Annotated in this window: 15 protein-coding genes and 2 tRNA genes; 2 read left to right on the forward strand and 15 right to left on the reverse strand. The window is 60.7% G+C overall.

The genetic code is table 11. The annotated features are described in order from the left end of the window. Nucleotides 1-92 precede the first annotated feature (92 nt). The 15 genes from AAA069_RS05385 to rpsF all read right to left on the reverse strand — a co-directional run bounded on the left by AAA069_RS05385 (nucleotide 93) and on the right by rpsF (nucleotide 17,170). Nucleotides 93-509 carry a molybdenum cofactor biosynthesis protein MoaE gene (locus AAA069_RS05385; protein WP_229025831.1) on the reverse strand — a complete coding sequence of 139 codons (417 nt, stop codon included), beginning with the start codon at nucleotides 507-509 and terminating at the stop codon, nucleotides 93-95. A 53-nt stretch (nucleotides 510-562) separates the two neighbouring features. Beyond that, nucleotides 563-1,561 (reverse strand): class B sortase, encoded by a 999-nt coding sequence (locus AAA069_RS05390; protein WP_349127768.1) that lies wholly within the window; start codon nucleotides 1,559-1,561, stop codon nucleotides 563-565. 35 nt (nucleotides 1,562-1,596) lie between these two features. Next, nucleotides 1,597-2,061: a 5-(carboxyamino)imidazole ribonucleotide mutase gene (purE, locus tag AAA069_RS05395; RefSeq protein ID WP_006235810.1), complete on the reverse strand. Its 465-nt coding sequence runs from the start codon at nucleotides 2,059-2,061 to the stop codon at nucleotides 1,597-1,599. A 483-nt stretch (nucleotides 2,062-2,544) separates the two neighbouring features. Next, a complete protein-coding gene (gene carB, locus AAA069_RS05400) occupies nucleotides 2,545-5,859 on the reverse strand; it encodes a carbamoyl-phosphate synthase large subunit (RefSeq protein ID WP_349127769.1) in 3,315 nt (1,104 codons plus the stop codon). Nucleotide 5,860: 1 nt separating this feature from the next. Beyond that, the gene (carA, locus tag AAA069_RS05405; RefSeq protein ID WP_349127770.1) at nucleotides 5,861-7,300 is read right to left on the reverse strand and encodes a glutamine-hydrolyzing carbamoyl-phosphate synthase small subunit; all 1,440 of its coding nucleotides are present in this window, start codon (nucleotides 7,298-7,300) and stop codon (nucleotides 5,861-5,863) included. A gap of 207 nt (nucleotides 7,301-7,507) precedes the next feature. Beyond that, nucleotides 7,508-8,473: a hypothetical protein gene (locus tag AAA069_RS05410; RefSeq protein WP_349127771.1), complete on the reverse strand. Its 966-nt coding sequence runs from the start codon at nucleotides 8,471-8,473 to the stop codon at nucleotides 7,508-7,510. Nucleotides 8,474-8,492: 19 nt separating this feature from the next. Beyond that, nucleotides 8,493-10,265 (reverse strand): ABC transporter ATP-binding protein, encoded by a 1,773-nt coding sequence (locus AAA069_RS05415; protein ID WP_349127772.1) that lies wholly within the window; start codon nucleotides 10,263-10,265, stop codon nucleotides 8,493-8,495. Between the two features lie 80 nt (nucleotides 10,266-10,345). Continuing rightward, nucleotides 10,346-11,041 (reverse strand): NUDIX hydrolase, encoded by a 696-nt coding sequence (locus AAA069_RS05420; RefSeq protein WP_349127773.1) that lies wholly within the window; start codon nucleotides 11,039-11,041, stop codon nucleotides 10,346-10,348. A 21-nt stretch (nucleotides 11,042-11,062) separates the two neighbouring features. Continuing rightward, nucleotides 11,063-12,367: a phosphoribosylamine--glycine ligase gene (purD, locus tag AAA069_RS05425; RefSeq protein WP_349127774.1), complete on the reverse strand. Its 1,305-nt coding sequence runs from the start codon at nucleotides 12,365-12,367 to the stop codon at nucleotides 11,063-11,065. Nucleotides 12,368-12,485: 118 nt separating this feature from the next. Then, a complete protein-coding gene (locus tag AAA069_RS05430; protein ID WP_161160904.1) occupies nucleotides 12,486-13,772 on the reverse strand; it encodes an adenylosuccinate synthase in 1,287 nt (428 codons plus the stop codon). Between the two features lie 93 nt (nucleotides 13,773-13,865). Next, nucleotides 13,866-15,257 carry a replicative DNA helicase gene (dnaB, locus tag AAA069_RS05435; RefSeq protein WP_022094074.1) on the reverse strand — a complete coding sequence of 464 codons (1,392 nt, stop codon included), beginning with the start codon at nucleotides 15,255-15,257 and terminating at the stop codon, nucleotides 13,866-13,868. Between the two features lie 224 nt (nucleotides 15,258-15,481). Next, nucleotides 15,482-16,021, reverse strand: a complete 540-nt coding sequence (rplI, locus tag AAA069_RS05440; protein WP_022094073.1) for a 50S ribosomal protein L9 — start codon at nucleotides 16,019-16,021, stop codon at nucleotides 15,482-15,484. Between the two features lie 15 nt (nucleotides 16,022-16,036). Next, the gene (gene rpsR, locus AAA069_RS05445) at nucleotides 16,037-16,303 is read right to left on the reverse strand and encodes a 30S ribosomal protein S18 (protein WP_006235829.1); all 267 of its coding nucleotides are present in this window, start codon (nucleotides 16,301-16,303) and stop codon (nucleotides 16,037-16,039) included. A gap of 72 nt (nucleotides 16,304-16,375) precedes the next feature. Further along, complete coding sequence (ssb, locus tag AAA069_RS05450; RefSeq protein WP_006235830.1) at nucleotides 16,376-16,828, reverse strand: single-stranded DNA-binding protein; 453 nt, start codon at nucleotides 16,826-16,828, stop codon at nucleotides 16,376-16,378. A gap of 48 nt (nucleotides 16,829-16,876) precedes the next feature. After that, nucleotides 16,877-17,170 (reverse strand): 30S ribosomal protein S6, encoded by a 294-nt coding sequence (gene rpsF, locus AAA069_RS05455; RefSeq protein ID WP_006235831.1) that lies wholly within the window; start codon nucleotides 17,168-17,170, stop codon nucleotides 16,877-16,879. 504 nt (nucleotides 17,171-17,674) lie between these two features. Here rpsF and AAA069_RS05460 point away from each other — a divergent pair. Together AAA069_RS05460 and AAA069_RS05465 are read left to right on the forward strand one after the other, a co-directional pair. After that, nucleotides 17,675-17,765: transfer RNA gene (locus AAA069_RS05460), tRNA-Ser, on the forward strand. A gap of 48 nt (nucleotides 17,766-17,813) precedes the next feature. Beyond that, nucleotides 17,814-17,904 (forward strand) — tRNA-Ser (locus AAA069_RS05465). Nucleotides 17,905-18,090: the final 186 nt, after the last annotated feature.

The raw sequence follows: 18,090 nt of genomic DNA on the forward strand, positions 1-18,090 counted from the left end.
AAATAGCTCCAACACATCAAAGCCCGCTGGCAGATCTACATGAACTGCCGGCGGGCTTTCGCTATAGACAGACTCGGATTGCCGACGAGGCCTTACGCCTCGCGCTCGACCTCGCTCACGCACTCGTTCTTGATGGTGCCGACGAGCGACTGCAGCGCATCGACCACATGCGGGCGAATGTCTCCGCCAATGAGCACGAGCATGATGTCGTCGCCCACGGTAAGCTCGCCGCTCGCCAGCCACACGCGCACATAGCCGATACCCGGCATCGTGCGCGTCGCCTCGATAGCGGCCTGCACCTTTTCGGCATCGAAGCCAAACACCATGCCGCCCACCTTGTGGCCTGGCGCCACGCCATCGGTCTCGACTCCGCGCACTTCGGCCTTGGGCGTCGCGCGCACCACGCCGTTGTGTGTCAGGTACATCCCACAATCAGCCGCCGAAACATCGGCCTTGGCTTCGCGCAGCCAAGCATCAACCGAAGGCATCGATTTGCCGTTCTCAAGCATCATTTCTCCTTTTGATTTCCAGGGTAGTCTTTTTGGGACGGGGCCCGGACACTTTATTCCTCGACCAGCGTGAGCACCATGACGGCGCGCGTATTGCTAAATGACAGCGAACGGCAGGTCACAAGCGTTACGACCTTGGTTGCCGAAGCGGCACGATCGATGGCATCGCTCGCCACGGCAGAGGCACCGTCGAGCATCTCGGACAGATAATTCTTCAGTCCGTCATCGCCCTCAAAGTTGGGCGTGCGCGCCTTGGCATACGTGTCCTCGACCACCTTGGTCGCCAGCGGACGCAGCTTATACGTTGCATCGCGCGTGATGTAATACACGTACTCGATGCTATCGAACGTTGCCTGATCAGTGGTGTCCGAAATCACGTTGAACATCGACCCATCGTTCATATGGTGGCCGTAGATCGTGGTCTGCTGATCCACCATGCCCGGCGCGGTGTCGTCGCTATCCAAGAAGATGGCACCGGACGCGTTAGCCGTACCGTCAAACAGCGTGTTGAGGTATTTGGAGTTGTTGTTCGTCTGCACGACGGGATAGTTGATGTTGGTGCCGGGCGCGTAAATCCAACCCACAACCTCGGGATTCGTCTGGGCAAGTGCATCAAAGTCGATAATCGGCACGCCGCTGGCGTCCTTGTCGCTCACATATTGTTTTTCGATCTTTTGATACGACTCGCTCGCCTGCTTGTAGCCAATCTGGGCGTTGATAAAGATGGCGGCAGCGGCAACGATTAGGCCGATGCCAATAATGATGAGCAAGATGGGGATAACGGAGCGGCGCTTTTTGCGCGGCGGCTCGGTGTAATCCGACGGCGCGGCATGCGATGAAGACCGGGGCGGCTTCTTAGCATTGCTATAAGATGAAGGTCGATATGCGGCCGGCGCGTCCTGTCGACGATGCGTCGCCGGTGTCACGGGGCGCGGCGTGCGCGGCTGCTGAGGAGAGGATGTCCGACCCTGCTGTGCCGCACAGGCAGTACCAGGCTTCGACGGATCGGGAATCTGAGAAGCCTTGAATCGTTTTCCCTGATAGTCGGACATGGCTCTCCTTATACTGCGGTGAAACGGCGGAACGCCTAGGCGTCGGCCATCTCCTGCTTCATCTTCTCGATAACCTTGCGGTACTCGGGGTCGCAAGCGCCTAGAATCTGCGTGGCGTAGATGGCGGCGTTCTTGGCGCCGTTGATGGCAACGCAGGCCACGGGCACGCCCGAAGGCATCTGCACCATCGACAGCAGCGAATCCATGCCGCCCAAGTCACTCGTCTTCATAGGCACACCGATAACCGGCAGCGGCGTAAAGGCAGCCACGACACCACCCAGGTGAGCGGCCTTGCCGGCGGCGGCGATAATCACTTTGATACCGCGATCGGCGGCAGTCGAGGCCCACTCGTGGACCTTCGCCGGCGTGCGGTGTGCGCTCGCAATGACAAGCTCATAGGGCACACCAAGCGCCTCGAGCTCGGCGGTGCAGCCTTCCATAACGCCCAGATCGGACTTGGAACCCATGATGATCCCGACAACCGGCTTTTGATCTGCCATAAACAAAGACCTCCCGTTGAGAGCGGTGACGCGGCCAATCCGCGACCCTTAACTACTGAGAGTAGTATAGCTGCTCCCGTCCCTGCGGTCTGCGTGGTGCTTTGCGGGCGGGCCAGGCTTTATCTTCACTCCGGTTGCTTTGCAAAGTCGTTCAGATAAAGCCTGTCCCGCCCGCAAAGCACCCCTCGACCTACCGGGGATTGCTATGACGTACGTTGGCTGATTTGATTTGAAATGGGAGGTTGACGAGACTGACAGGCCCCATACAAAACGTGGGCCCTGCCGTTCGAACGAACGGCGGATCCCACACTCATTTTCTATTCAGCCCTAGTCATCGCGCAAAGCCCCTTCCGCAGCACACGGTGCAGCCAAGTCACCGCAGGCCGGGGCGGGAGGGGCCGAGTTTCCTCCTGAGCGACTCTGCTTGCAGCCGGAGCGAAAGGGGGAAATCTCGGCCCCTCCCACCCCGGCCGACCAGGTCAACTACACCGTGTACTGCGGCAGGTCCTGCAGGGCGATGACGTCCATGCCCATGTCGTTGGCGCTGCCGTGACCCTGCTGGTCCTCGCGCACGGCCTCGATGGCACTCACGTACGTGTTGGCCGCAGACATCGCCGTCACGCAGGTCACGCCACGACGGACGGCCTCGGTGCGCAGTAGATAGCCGTCGCCGCGCGAACCCGGGCCGTACGGCGTGTTGATGATTACCGCGATCTTGCCATCGGCGATGAGGTCGCCGATGTTGGGGCGCTCGCCGTCATGCGGGCCGCTAATCTTCTCCACGACCTCGCACGTCACGTTGCCGCCGCGCAGTACACGCGCCGTACCCTCGGTGGAGCAGATGTCAAAGCCCAGGTAGCGCAGGATACGGGCGACCGAAAGGATGTGACGCTTGTCGCGGTCGCACACGCTAATGAACACCTTGCCGGCACTCGGGTCGGGCAGCTTGTAGTCGATCGCCAGCTGCGTCTTGGCGTATGCCTCGGGATAGCTCTTGGCGATACCCATGACCTCGCCCGTCGACTTCATCTCGGGCCCCAGGATAACGTCGGCACCGGGGAAACGGCCCCAGGGCATAACGGCTTCCTTCATGCAGAACCAGTCCAGCTGACGCTCGTCGCTCGGCAGGCCCAGGCTCGCGATGGAATCGCCCGCCATGATACGCGCCGCGCACTTGGCCAGCGGCACGCCGGTTGCCTTGGAGATGAACGGCACGGTACGGCTGGCACGCGGGTTGGCCTCAATCACATAAACGGTCTCGCCCTTAATGGCGTACTGCACGTTGACCAGGCCGCGGACTCCCAGCGCCATCGCGATGCGGCGCGTGGTCTCGCGAAGCTTCGCCTGCAGGCTCTCGCTAAAGCTGAACGGCGGAATGCAGGTCGCGGAGTCACCGGAATGAATACCGGCCTCCTCGATATGCTCCAGGATGCCGCCGATATAGACTTCCTCGCCGTCGCACAGGGCGTCGACGTCGGACTCGATCGCACCCTCCAGGAAGCGATCGAGGTACACCGGGTAGTCGGGGCTAATGCGCGCGGCCTCGGCCATGTAATCGCGCAGATGCTCGGCATCGTAGGCGATCATCATGCCGCGGCCGCCCAGCACGTAGCTCGGACGCACCAGCAGTGGGTAGCCGATGTGCGCGGCCACGGCCTCGGCCTCCTCAAACGAGGTGGCCTGGCCCGCCGGCGGGTACATGATACCCAGCTTGTCGAGCAGGGCGGCGAAGCGCTCGCGGTCCTCGGCAAAATCGATGGCGTCGGGCTTGGTACCCATGATGTTCACGCCGCTCTCCTCGAGCATGCGTGCCAGCTTAAGCGGGGTCTGGCCGCCGAGCGTCACTACGACGCCGTCGGGACGCTCAACGTCGATAACGTCCATGACGTCCTCGTAGGTGAGCGGCTCAAAGTACAGGCGGTCGGACGTGTCGTAGTCGGTCGAAACGGTCTCGGGATTGCAGTTGACCATGATGGTCTCAAAGCCGCGGGCGGCCAGCGCATAGCTCGCATGCACGCAGCAGTAGTCGAACTCAATACCCTGGCCGATACGGTTGGGACCGGCACCCAGAATCATCGCCTTGGGCTTGCTTGCCGGCGTGGTCTCGTCGGGGGCAACGCACTTCTTGGCGACCGGGCTCGTGCGGTAGATGTTCTCATAGGTCTTGTAGTGGTATTCCGTGGCACTCGAGAACTCGGCGGCGCAGGTGTCGACTGTCTTCATGCTGGGGACCACGCCCAGACCCTTACGGTAAGCGCGAACAAAGCGCTCGTCCGAGCCGGTCAGCGCGGCAATCTCGGCATCGCTCGTGCCATACTGCTTGAGCAGGCGCATCGCGTCGGCGTCAATGTCTTCCACGCGCAGGCCGCGAATGCTCTCCTGGACCTGCACCATATCGCTGATGCGATTGAGGTACCACGGATCGATACCGCAGATGGTGTGGATGCGCGCAACATCCCAGCCACGGCGCAGGGCCTCGACCACAAAGAAGATGCGGTGCTCAGTCGGGGTGCCCACAGCCTGGGCGAGTTCCTCGTCGCTCAGCTTATCGGCGCCCTCCTTGCCACCGGCGCAAATGCCCTGGTGCCCGTCTTCCAGCGAGCGCATGGCCTTGCCAAAGGCCTCCTCAAAGGTGCGACCGATCGCCATGATCTCGCCCACGGCCTTCATGCGCGTGGTGAGCGTGGGGTCGGTGCCCTTGAACTTCTCGAAGGCAAAGCGCGGCACCTTGACAACGCAGTAGTCAATCGTGGGCTCAAAGCAGGCAGGCGTTGCCTTGGTAATGTCGTTGACGATCTCGTCGAGCGTGTAGCCCACAGCCAGGCGCGCGGCGGCCTTAGCGATGGGGAAACCCGTGGCCTTGGAGGCCAGCGCGGACGAACGGCTCACGCGCGGGTTCATCTCGATGACGATCAAGCGACCGGTCTGGGGGTTCACGGCAAACTGCACGTTGGAGCCGCCGGTCTCGACGCCGATCTTCTCCAAGATGGCGAGCGAGGCGACACGCATGCGCTGATACTCAAGGTCGGAGAGGGTCTGCGCCGGCGCCACGGTGATGGAGTCGCCGGTATGCACGCCCATGGGGTCGAGGTTCTCGATGGAGCACACGATGATGCCGTTGCCGGCGTGGTCACGCATGACCTCCATCTCGTACTCTTTCCAACCCTCGATGGACTCCTCGACCAGCACCTCGTGGGCAGGCGAGAGTTCAAGGCCCTGGCTCACGATGGAGACGAGCTCCTCGTGGGTGTGCGCGATGCCGCCGCCGGCGCCACCGAGGGTAAAGCTCGGACGCAGCACGCAGGGATAGCCCACGCGCTCGGCGATGGCCTCGGCGTCGGCCACGCTGTAGGCATAGCCCGAGCGCGCGACCTCCAGACCAATCTCGGCCATGGCCTCGTTAAAGAGCTTGCGGTCCTCGCCGCGCTCGATGGCGGCCAGGTCGCAGCCGATCATCTCGACGCCGTACTTGTCGAGCGTACCGTCTTTCGCCAGCTCGACGGCGGCGTTCAGACCGGTCTGGCCGCCCAGCGTGGGCAGCAGCGCGTCCGGGTGCTCTTTCTTGATTACGCGCTCGATAAACTCGGCGGTGATGGGCTCGACATAGGTGCGGTCGGCCAAGCCCGGGTCGGTCATGATGGTCGCCGGGTTGGAGTTGACCAGGATGACCTCAAAGCCATCCTCCTTGAGCACCTTGCAGGCCTGGGCGCCGGAGTAGTCGAACTCGCAGGCCTGGCCGATGACGATGGGGCCCGAACCAATGACGAGGATACGCTTGATGTCAGTACGTTTCGGCATGTTAGTTCTCCTCGGTCTCAGCGGTCTCGGACTCAGCAAAGTTCCAGCCGGCAAGGCGGTCCTTCGCGGTGTCGATGTCCAGGTAGTTCTCCTCGCCGTCCATGAGTCGCGTAAAGGCGGTAAAGAGATAGTGGGCATCGGTGGGGCCAGGCGAGGCCTCGGGGTGGTACTGGACCGAGAAGCACGGTGCGTCGAGCAGCTGGATGCCCTCGGCGGTGCCGTCGTTGAGGTTCACATGTGTCAGGCGAATGCGACCAAAGCGCTCGTTCATCACGACCGGCGCGATTCCGCGGCGCACCCAGACGCGCAGATCTCCATCGGCCGCATGCTCGGTCTCGCCGCCGGAAAGCTCGGAGACAAGCTTGCCCAAGCTGGGGAACAGCAGGCCAAAGCCATGGTTTTGCGCGGTGATCTCCACACGGCGGCTTACCAGGTTCATAACCGGCTGGTTGCCACCGCGGTGACCGAACTTAAGCTTTTCCATCTGGGCGCCGCAGGCCAGGCTGATCATCTGGTGACCAAGACAAATACCAAAGACCGGCACCTTGCCGATCAGCTGCTGCACCTGCTCGTAGGTCTCCACCACGGCGTCGGGGTCGCCGGGGCCATTGGACAAAAAGACGCCGTCGGGATTCATGTCGAGCACCTGCTGGGCAGGCGTGTCCCACGGCACGACGGTAAGGTCGCAGCCGGCGCGGACCAGCCCCTCCAGAATGCCGCGCTTCACACCGCAGTCGTATGCGACCACTTTGTGACGGGCAGGAGCGGCAACCGCAAGTGCAAAGTCATGCGTGGCAGGCAGGTCGGCGGCCACAAACTCGTGAGGCGCGGGGCAACTTACGGTCTTCACCAGGTTCTCGCCTACCAGCGTGGGCGCTGCGGCCAGACGCTCGGCAAGCTCGTCGACGTCGAAGATCTCGGTCGAGATAATGCCCATCTTGGAACCATTGTCGCGCAGATGGCGCACCAGGGCGCGGGTGTCGACACCCTCGATAGCGACGATGCCGTGAGCGCGCAGGTACTCCGGCACGCTGACGGCCGAGCGCCAGTTAGAAGGCGTGGCGCACATGTCGCGAACGATCATGCCGCGCATAGCCGGAGCGCTCGCAGGGCGCACGGCGTCGCCGGGGAAGGCCGACTGGACGTCGGTCTCGTCGATACCGTAGTTGCCGATCTGCGGATAGGTCATGGTTACGATTTGGCCGGCATAACTCGGGTCGGTCATGACCTCAAAGTAGCCCTCGAGCGAGGTGTTGAAGCAGACTTCGCCGGTCGCGGTGCCCTCGGCGCCGCATGCACGTCCATAAAAAATGGTCCCATCCTCAAGATACAGGATGCAGGGACCGCAGGTGCCCTTGCTGGTTTTGGCCAGCATACGCTGGCAAAGCTCGCTGGGCGCGAAGGTGCGGGCGGCAGCGCCCGCGGTATGGTTGTTCGCCATAATTCTCCTTCCCGGTCTCACAGGACCGGCTTAAAGGTGTGTAGTTAGGCCTCGCGGTATTGTAACCGCAAGCATGCCTCATGGCGTTAATTTCATCGAAATGTTTACGAAATGATAATTATGACTTTCTATGCATAATGATTTTTGAATCCCCGCCCCAGAAAAATCATCCCGCGGGGCTTGTGGCTCACGCGGGATGACGGCGTCTTACTTTTTCTTGTCCTGTTCCAGCAGATCGGACGGTAAGCGATCGGGCTTGCCGCCGCGGAAAATCTCGCGGCCATGCAGACGATGCTCCAGGTCACGTTCGGTCTTTTCCTCGTCAATCTTGGTCCGGCTCACCACCGGGTCCTCAATCAACGACGACACCGAGTTCACCTGTTTTTGAATGCGCTCGGCGATGGTGTCATCCATACTCACGATGCGCATCTTCCAGTCGATATTCGTGGCGTTGGATGAGCTCTTGGTCCACACGAACGTCAGGATGGCGCTCTGGTGGCCGTGGGCGGGAAACATGCCAAAGAAGGAATCGTGCTGAATGTTGCTATCCTCGTCGATATAGGCGTGAACGTTATACACCACGCGGTCGATCTTATCGTTGAGCAGCGCGTTGGTCGCAAGCGCCGCGGCCTGGATCTGACCATTGGACAGCAGCTCGAGCTCGTTGGCAGACGATGTGTCCAACACCGTCACCTCGACCGTGCCCGTACGCTCATCGGCTTCATCGACGGTAAAGTCGAGTGGGAACTGCGTAAAGCCGTTGCCCCACTCAAGGCCGCCCTTCAGCGCCGTCGAAACGGTATCGACCGAAACGCTCTCTGACAGGTTGGCGGTGTTCAGACGACGCATCACGCCGTAGCCGACCTGCATGCCCACGATCAACACCAAAATACCGATGACCACGGCCATCGCGGTCTTCGTAATGGTATGGCTCACCTGCGAGCCCGAAGGATCGTCCTCGGACAGCGGGTCGATATGTTTTGCCTGGCTCGCGCGGTCCTCGCTGCGCAGCTGCGCTAGTGCCGCTTTGTCACCGCGCTTGGCCGCAGCCTCCTTCTCACGCATGCGCTCGGTTCGCTTTTTAGCAAGCGTGGGATCCAAGACACCGGATGAATCGATTTCGGAGAATAACTCCGTCACTTCTTCCGGAGTCAAAGGGTTCTTGTCAGCCATAAACTTCCTGTCATATCAATCAGTCGAGCTCGTGCGCACGCGCACCTTCGAACTGCATTCGATAGTAACGGGCATAGGTGCCGCCACGGGCGAGAAGCTCCTCGTGCGTGCCACGCTCCACAACGCGACCATGCTCAACGGTCGCAATCTCATCGGCATGCTTAATGGTCGAAAGACGGTGGGCGATGATAATCGTGGTGCGGCCGCGCGCCAGTTCTTCGAGTGACTCCTGCACCGCCTCCTCGCTCTCGTTATCCAAAGCACTCGTCGCCTCGTCCAAAATCAGGATCTTGGGGTTCTTGAGAAACACACGCGCGATGGCAACGCGCTGCTTCTGTCCGCCCGAAAGACGGCTGCCGCGCTCGCCCACGACCGTGTCATAGCCCTGTGGAAGCGACTCGATAAAGGTATCGATGTTGGCGCGACGGGCGGCCTCGGCGATCTCTCCTGCCGTAGCACCCGGCTTGCCGTAGGCGATGTTCTCGCCGATCGTACCGTCAAATAGATAGACATCCTGCTGCACCAGGCCGATGGCGCGGCGCAGGCTCTGCTGCGTCACATCGCGCACGTCCTGACCGTCGATGCTAATGGATCCGGCAGCCACGTCATAAAAGCGCGGCAGCAGCGAACAGGTCGTGGACTTGCCACCGCCCGAAGGGCCAACCAAAGCGATGGTCTGCCCGGGCTTGATAGACAGATCCATATGGTCGATAACGGGACGCTCGTCGGCATCGCCCTCGCCCAGCTCAACATCCTCGTAGTTAAAGCACACGTCGTGATACTCCACGGCGCCGGCAGTCACCTGCAGATCCGTAGCGCCCGGCTTGTCCTGGATATCCGGCGCGGTCGAGAGCACCTCGTCCATACGCTTAAAGCCGGCGATAGCCTTCTGATACGTTTCGGCCGAATTGACGAGTGTCTCGAGCGGCGTGCAGAACAGCGAAATGTAGAGCGCAAAGGTCGCCATATCGACCGCCTGCAGCTGTCCCTGGGCGACCAGCCAGCCGCCCAGCAGCACCACGATCACGTACAGCACGCCCGAGAGCAGGCCATACGTCGCGGTATAGACGCCCATGGCGTGATACATGTTTTCCTTGGACGAAAGATAGCGATTGTTGGAGGCGCGAAACTTGAAGCGTTCGGTCTCCTCATTGGCAAAGCTCTTGACCACGCGCATGCCCGCCAGCGAATCCTGCAGCTGAGCATTGATGCCGCTGATCTTTTTGCGGTTGTCGCTAAAGACCTCGCGCATGCGCATGTTCTGCCAAAACATGATGACCGCAAACGCCGCCGTCACCACGGCCATGGCGAGCGCCAGCACCGGGGCGATGGTAAAGAGGATCACAAACGAGCCGATAATCTCGATGCCGCAGATGATGATCCACTCGGGCACGTGGTGCGCCGCCTCGCAGATATCGAACAGGTCGTTGACCACACGGCTCATCATGTCGCCCGAGCTGTTGCGATCAAAGTACGCAAAGCTAAAGCGCTCATACTGGTCGAACAGGTCCTCGCGCATCTTGGACTCCATGCGCGCGCCCATCACGTGACCCCAATAGCTCACAAAATAGCGGCAGGCGCAGCGGACGACATACATCAGCACCAAGCCCACCGCGATCATGCCGAGCGCCTGCATAATGGCAGCCTGACCCTGAGTAAATAGCCCACCGGTCAAATTGCGCAGAATAATAGGAAACGCAAGGTCAATGGCAGCAAGCACCAGAGCACAAACAGTATCAGCAACAAAAAGCCCCATCTGGGGCTTGTAATACGAAAGAAACCTCTTAAACATGCAGTCCTCGGAGATAAAACAATAACGTAAGACCCTGGAGCAAATAATCAGTAGTGTTTGCCCCAGGGTCGCCCTCGCTTTTAAAGCTCAGTTCCGCCCAGCCTGTGTGCGATGCTGTCACAGGCCAAGGCGCCTACGACGGTCTTGGCGTCTTCGATCTTGCCGTCGAGCACGGCGTCGATCAGCTCGTGCAGCGGCACCAGGTCCACGTTGACAAACTCATCATCATCGGGGTTGGGCGCATCAAACTCGAGCTTGGTAGCCAAGTAGATGTGGATGATCTCATCGCAAAAACCGCAGGACGTGACAATCGACGTCAAAAAGCGAATACGGCCAGCCCTAAAGCCCGTCTCCTCATGCAGTTCGCGCTTGGCGCAATCGAGCGGGTCCTCGCCTGGATCGAGCTTGCCGGCGGGAATCTCGACCGTCACGCGGTCGATGGCGGTGCGGTACTGACGCACCAGTACGATCTTGCCGCTCTCGGTCAGCGCCACAACGGCCGCCGCACCCGGATGGCGAACGATATCGCGGGCGCTGCGGTGACCGTTGGGCAGCTCAATCTCAAGACGGTGGACGTCGAGGATCTTGCCCTTCCAGGCGCACTCCTCCGAAAGAATCTTCTCGTGCAGATCGGCATCGTGCGGGTCGTCGTCGCCCAGCACCAGCGCCGGCTCGTCAGCGACCTCGCCACCAGGCTCGCCCTCGGCGTGCCCATACATGCGGCTGTCCTCTTCGACGATCTGCGCGTCCACGAGCTCTTCGTTCTTCTCGTCCATCCGTCTCATTCCTCTCGGATTTTAGGCATCCCAGGCGTCGCGACCGCGCAGCGCGCGCAGGCCGATGTCGTGACGCAGGGTCTTGCCCTCAAAATCAATCTTCTCGCAGGCCTCGTAGGCAAGGTTGCGAGCGTTCTCAAACGTATCGCCCAGCGCGGTCACGGCAAGCACACGGCCACCATTGGTCACGAGCTGGCCGTCCACCACGGCAGTGCCTGCGTGGTACACGGTCACGTTCTCCATGGCCTCGGCATCGGCGATACCGGTGATGACCTTGCCCTTCTCGTAGCTGCCGGGATAGCCCGCGCTCGTCAGGACAACGGCCACGGCCCACTCGTCGCGCCAGTCGAGTTCAATCTGATCGAGCTCGCAGTTGGCGCAGGCGAGCATGACCTCGACCAGGTCGTTCTTAAGGCGCGGCAGCACGACCTGCGTCTCGGGGTCGCCAAAGCGGGCATTGAACTCCAGCACCTTGGGGCCGGCAGGCGTGAGCATAAAGCCGCCATACAGGCAGCCGCGGTAGTCGATACCCTCGGCAGCGAGCTCGGCCACGGTCTGCTCCATGACCTTTATCATCGTGGCGTGCTCCTCGTCAGTCACGATGGGCACCGGGCTGTAGACGCCCATGCCGCCGGTGTTGGGGCCCTTGTCGCCCTCGAGCGCGCGCTTGTGGTCCTGCGAGGTGGCCATGGGGCGCACGGTCTTGCCGTCGGTAAAGGCCAACAGCGAGCACTCGGGGCCGGTCAGCATCTCCTCGATGACCACGGTATTGCCGGCATCGCCAAAGGTGCCGCCAAAGCACTCGCGCACGGCCTCCTCGGCCTGCTCAAGTTCGGTCGCCACGATAACGCCCTTGCCCGCGGCAAGGCCGTCGGCCTTGACGACCAGCGGGGCGCCCTGCTCGCGCACGTAGGCGAGAGCCGAAGCCTCGTCGGTAAACGAGCCGTAGGCTGCCGTCGGAATACCCGCGCGCTCCATGAGCTGTTTGGAAAACAGCTTGGAGCCCTCCATCTGGGCGCCCTCGGCACCCGGGCCAAAGCAGGGAATACCCGCCGCGCGCACGGCGTCGGCCACGCCCGCCACGAGCGGAGCCTCGGGGCCAATTACCACGAGTCCGCATCCGTGGCTCTGCGCAAACGCCGCCACGGCCGCAGGATCGCAGTCGTCGAGAACAACGTTCTCGCCGCAGCTCGCGGTGCCGCCGTTGCCCGGCGCAATGTAGAGCTTGCCGGCGCGCGGTGATGCTGCGAGCTTAGCTGCCAAAGCATGCTCACGGCCGCCGCTGCCCAACAACAGGATGTCGATGGTTTGAGTGTCCGCCTTCAAGGGTGCCTCCTCTATGGATGAATGGCCCGCTCCGCGCGAGCCCTTTGCAAGCAAATATACCCCTCGGCCGCCCGTCCGGGCTGCAAAGGGGTATATTGCAATAACCAAATAGTCCCGATTACTTCCAGAATCGGTTGATGATCTGCTCGCGACCAGCGCCGACGCCAATGAACGTCACGCGGGTGTGTGCCAGATCCTCGATAAACGCCACGTAGTCCTGAGCCTCCTGCGGCAGCTCGTCAAAGCTGCGGCAACCGGTAATGTCGCACTTCCAGCCGGGGAGCTCCTCGTAGATGGGCTTGGCATGCTCAAAGCGCACCTGATGCTCGGGCACGCTCGTGTAGCGCTCGCCATCGACGTCGTAGGCCACGCACACCTTGATGGTGTCGAAGGCCGAAAGCACGTCGAGCTTGGTCACGGCGATATCGGTGAGGCCGTTGACGCGCGAGGCATAGTTGGCGATAGGGCCGTCAAACCAACCGCAACGACGACGGCGACCGGTGGTCACGCCGTACTCATAGCCCTCCTCGGTCAGCGTGTGGCCAGCCTCGGACTCATAGGAAAGCTCGGTGGGCATGGGGCCCGAACCGACGCGGGTGATATAGGCCTTCATGACGCCCAGCACGCGGTCGACGTTCTTCATGCCCACGCCGGAGCCGGTGATGGCGCCGCCGGCGGTGCAGTTGGAAGACGTCACGTACGGATAGGTGCCGTGATCGATGTCGAGCAGCGTCGCCTGGGCGCCCTCAAACAGCAGGTTCTTGCCCTCATCGATCATGTTGTTGAGCAGCAGGCTCGTCTCGGTGATGTAGGGACGCAGGCGCTCGGCCATCGGCAGGTACTCGTCGCAAATCTGGTCCACGGTGTAGGTGGGCAGGTTGTAGATGAGCTCGAGCTCGGGGTTCACGCGGGCGAGAGCGGTCTCCAACTTGTCACGGAACAGCGCCTCGTCCAGCATGTCCTGCATGCGCAGGCCAATGCGGGCCATCTTGTCCTGATAGCACGGACCGATGCCACGCTTGGTGGTACCGATGTTCTTCTTGCCGAGCTTCTGCTCAAAGGCGCCATCCAGATCGATGTGGTACGGCATGATGACATGCGCGTTGCCGCTAATCTTGAGGTTCTTGGTGGTGATGCCGTCGGCCTCGAACATGTCAATCTCCTCAAGGACAACCTTGGGGTTGACGACGCAGCCGTTACCGATCACCGACACGTGGTCGGAATACATGATGCCGGAAGGCACCTGGTGCAGGCCGTACTTCTTGCCGTTGACGACGATGGTGTGGCCGGCGTTGTTGCCTCCCGAGTAGCGCACGACGGCATCGAAGTCGCCGGCGACCAGGTCGCAAATCTTACCCTTGCCCTCATCGCCCCACTGGGCACCGACCAAAACGGTTGACGGCATGTTTACTCCTTACATTCATGGACTGTCTACGCGCCACACCGGCACGCAGAAGCACAAAACATTCCCAGTATACCCGTGCAACGGGCGCCTGTCCTACTCCTCGGCATGTGCCCCATCAAGCTCATAGAACTTGGTGGATGCCGGCAGGAACATCAGGTCGACGTCGCCGATCGGGCCCGAACGGTTCTTGGCCACGACGATACGCGTAACGCCCTCGTCGGGTCGATCGTCACGCGAGGCCTCAGCCTCGTCGGCGGAGCGGTCCAAGAACATAACGATATCGGCGTCTTGCTCGATGGAGCCCGATTCACGAAGGTCGGAAAGCTGCGGGCGCTTGCCGGTACGGGATTCAACCTGACGCGACAGCTGCGACAGCGCGATGAGCGGGATCTTGAGCTCCTTGGCCATGATCTTTAAACCACGCGACATCTCCGAGACCTCGACGGTACGGCTCTCGGAGCGGCGTCCCGGCGGAGGACTCACCAGCTGCAGGTAGTCCAGGATGATGATTGCCTTCTCCTTGTTATGGAGCATACGGCGGCTCTTGGCGCGAATCTCGGTCACTGTGGTGCCGGGCGTATCGTCAATCAGAATATCGAGCTTGGACAAGGTCTGCGTTGCCTCGTTGATATTGGCCCACTGCTCGGGGCTAATGCGGCCCATGCGGAAGTCACTGATCGAGATCATGGCGTAGGCACAAATCAGACGCTGGGCAATTTCCTTGCCCGACATCTCCAGCGAGAAGAAGCCGACGGTATAGCCAGCAGCGGCGGCGTTGAGCGCCAGGTTCAGAGCGAACGACGTCTTACCTACAGCAGGACGGGCGCCGATAATGATGAGCTGGCCCTCGCGAAAACCCATGAGCATACGGTCGAGTGACGGAAAGCCCGTGGGCACGCCCGCCGCCTGACCACCGGCCTGGCACACTTCCTCGGCCTCGTTATAGGCCTCGACCATAAACTCGGTCAGCGTCTTGTAGCTCGACTTGACCTCGCGCGCCGTAACCTTGAGCAGCTTGCTCTCGGCCAGCTCGACAACCTCTTTGGTGTCGGTGGGGGCGTTATATGCCAGCGCGTTGATCTCGTTGGTGGCGCCGATCAGCTCGCGCAGCATCGAATCGCGGCGAACGATGGCGGCATGGTGCTGCCAGTTGACGAGCGACAGGGTCTGACCCATCAACTCCAAAATGTACGCTTCGCCGCCCACGGCATCGAGCTTGTTGATGCTTCGTAGGTAATCGATCAGCGAGATGGAGTCGATGGGAATGCGGCTGTTGTACATATCGACCATCGCGGTATAGATGGTCTTATGAATGGGCCGGTAGAAGTCATCGGGCTGCAGCTCGACCTGGGCTTCTTCGACCACCTCGGGCGATAGCAGCATAGCGGCCAGTACATTGGCCTCTGCATCTTGGTTTTGGGGAAGACCCAACTTTGAGCCGCGGTCCTCGACCGTCAGCCCGGTCTCCCTATCGTCATATGCCATGAGCATCCTCATTCATATCGCTTGCGAGCATCCATAGTATCAGCCACGGTCCCAAAACGCGCCGCGCGCCGCCAATCATCACCGAACCAAACGGATGAACGGTCCTGTATATAGGACTTCGACGCAACGTTCACCATGACACTCACTCAGCGCAAAAAACAAAAGGGCGCCCTGGTTTCCCAGAGCGCCCTTCTTAGAACAAGATTGTTGCGTTGCAGCAAATGCTACTCGGCAGCAGCCTCAGTCTCGACCTCGGCGGTCTCGGCCTCGGCGACCTCAGCGGCCTCCTCGACCTCAGCCTCGGCAGCGAGCTCCTCGGCGGTAACGCCGACGAGAACGACAACCTCGGCCTTGATCTCGCGGTACAGCGAGATGGCAACGGTGTGGGCACCGGCAACCTTGATGGGCTTACCGAGCTCGACGCGCTTGCGGTCGATGTCCATACCGAGCTGAGCCTTGATGGCGTCAGCGATCATAGCGGCGGTAACGGAGCCAAAGAGGATGCCCTCGTCGCCGACCTTGACGTCAACGGTGACCGTCTTGCCCTCGAAGGCAGCCTTGGTCTCGTTGGCGGTAGCCAGACGGACGGCCTCGCGCTTGGCGATGTTGTTGCGACGCTCGTCAAGCTGCTTGAGGTTGCCCTTGGTGGCGGCAACAGCGAGCTTCTTGGGGAACAGGAAGTTCTCAGCGTAACCCTGAGCGACCTCTACGACGTCACCCTCGCCGCCCTTGCCCTTGATCTCATCGAGAAGAATAACCTTCATGATGCGTCTCCCTTCTTAGCCGCGGTCGCGGTTGCCACGAGAGGAAACCACGGGGACGGTGTACGGCAGGAGAGCCATCTCGCGGGCGCGCTTGATGGCGTTGGCGATGTCATGCTGATGCTGCGTGCAAGCGCCAGTGACGCGACGGGGCTTGATCTTGCCACGGTCGGTCATGTACTTACGAAGAAGCTGAGTGTCCTTATAGTCGATGAACTCAGTGTTCTCCTTGCAGAACTGGCAGTACTTACGACGCGGCTGACGTGCAGAAAAATCATTAGCCATGTCAAAATACCTTTCGTTTGGCAACTTCGGCGAACCGAAGCCGCCTCTCACTCAAAAATAGGTGAACAACCCTTAGAACGGGATGTCCTCATCGTAGACGTCGACCGCGGGCGGCGTAGCCACCGGTGCGGCAGGACGTGCTGCGGGCGCGGGAGCTGCGGGGGCGTAACCGCCCTGATCGTAGCCACCCTGGCCACCACGGGAGCTCATAAACTCGATCTCATCGACGATGACCTCAAGCTTGCTCCGGCGCTGGCCGTCGCGCTCCCAAGAGCTGTAGCGCAGCTTGCCCTCGATCGCGACCTTGTTTCCCTTTGCCAGGAAACGGCTCACGGCCTCGGCGCGGGTGCCGAACATGGTGCAGTCGACAAAGTTGGGATAGTCCTCCCACTCGCCAGTCTGCGCGTTGCGGCGACGATCGTTCACGGCGACGCCAAAGGACAGAACCTGAGTTCCGCCAGCGGTGGCGCGCAGCTCGGGATCGCGGGTGAGGTTACCGGTGATGTTCACTCGATTGATGCTCATAACTCACTACTTCCTCTTGGGGCACAAGCCCAGTCCAAAACGACAGTCTTACTCCTGGTCGTCGCGACGGACGATCATGTGGCGAACCACAGCGTCGGTGATGCGCAGGACGCGATCAAGCTCGGCGATCTGGGTAGGATCTGCGTGGAAGTTGATGAGGGTGTAGTCACCATCGGTGAGGTCGTTGATCTCGTAGGCGAGCTTGCGCTTGCCCCACTCGTCAACGGAGTCGACCTTGCCAGCGCCCTCAGCGATCGTGGTATCGATACGCTTCATAACAGCGAGACGAGTCTCGGGGTCGAGCGACGGGTCAACAAAGAACAGCAGTTCATAAGCCTTCATATTGTCACCTCCTCTGGGCAAATGTGGCTTCAGGTCGTGAAGGTGCGCCTGAAGCAGGAAAAGACTTGGTAATAATATCTTTCAACCTCCCAGGCCGCAAGAATATGCAGCTACAACCTCATGACCTCCACATATGTCCATGCTCGCACCACGTTTCATGCGCATTCCAACCAAATGCCGACCAAGAGCTTGACGGATTTGTGGACAAGATACGGTGCCGCGGGGACAAGCTGAGCCAAGCCGCAGGTCAGCGGGCACAAGGCTGTGGTCGCAAAATGCATACCAGTGGTCCACAGCACCACCCATAGATTTTTAAATTCATTGCCAAGTCGCTTATGAATACCCCTTTCGAACAATTGAGTTGATCAACCACGCTGGTCGGAAGCCGTTTTTTGGCACCTCAAACCCCACTGCAACGCCAAGCGCGGCCGAGCGTTTTAAAAAATGCCAACTTTTCTGTTTGCACTTTGCGATTCCTCGTGTATACTGACTTTCGCATTTAACGGAGAGTTGTCCGAGTGGCCGAAGGAGCACGATTGGAAATCGTGTAGGCGTCAAAAGCGTCTCCAGGGTTCAAATCCCTGACTCTCCGCCAGTTAATTCCAAAGCAGGCCTTCGAGCCTGCTTTGTTTTTACCCCACGCGGAGGGGTGGCAGAGTGGTTGAATGCGGCGGTCTCGAAAACCGTTTGGCCTGTATAAGGTCACGAGGGTTCGAATCCCTCCTCCTCCGCCATTTAGATTGAGAAAGCTCCCAGATCGGGGGCTTTTTTCTTTTAAGTCCCTTACAAGCAAATACGGCGGAGGAGGAGGGATTCGAACCCGACAGGGCGCAAAGCGTAAAGAAAACGCGCCACGGGCGCGTTTTTAGCGCAGCGCGGTCGGCTTACGCCGACCGAATAAATTTTGAGCGCTGCTCAAA

Origin of the sequence: Collinsella sp. CLA-SR-H006 (assembly GCF_040097075.1) — a bacterium.
GTDB lineage: Bacteria > Actinomycetota > Coriobacteriia > Coriobacteriales > Coriobacteriaceae > Collinsella.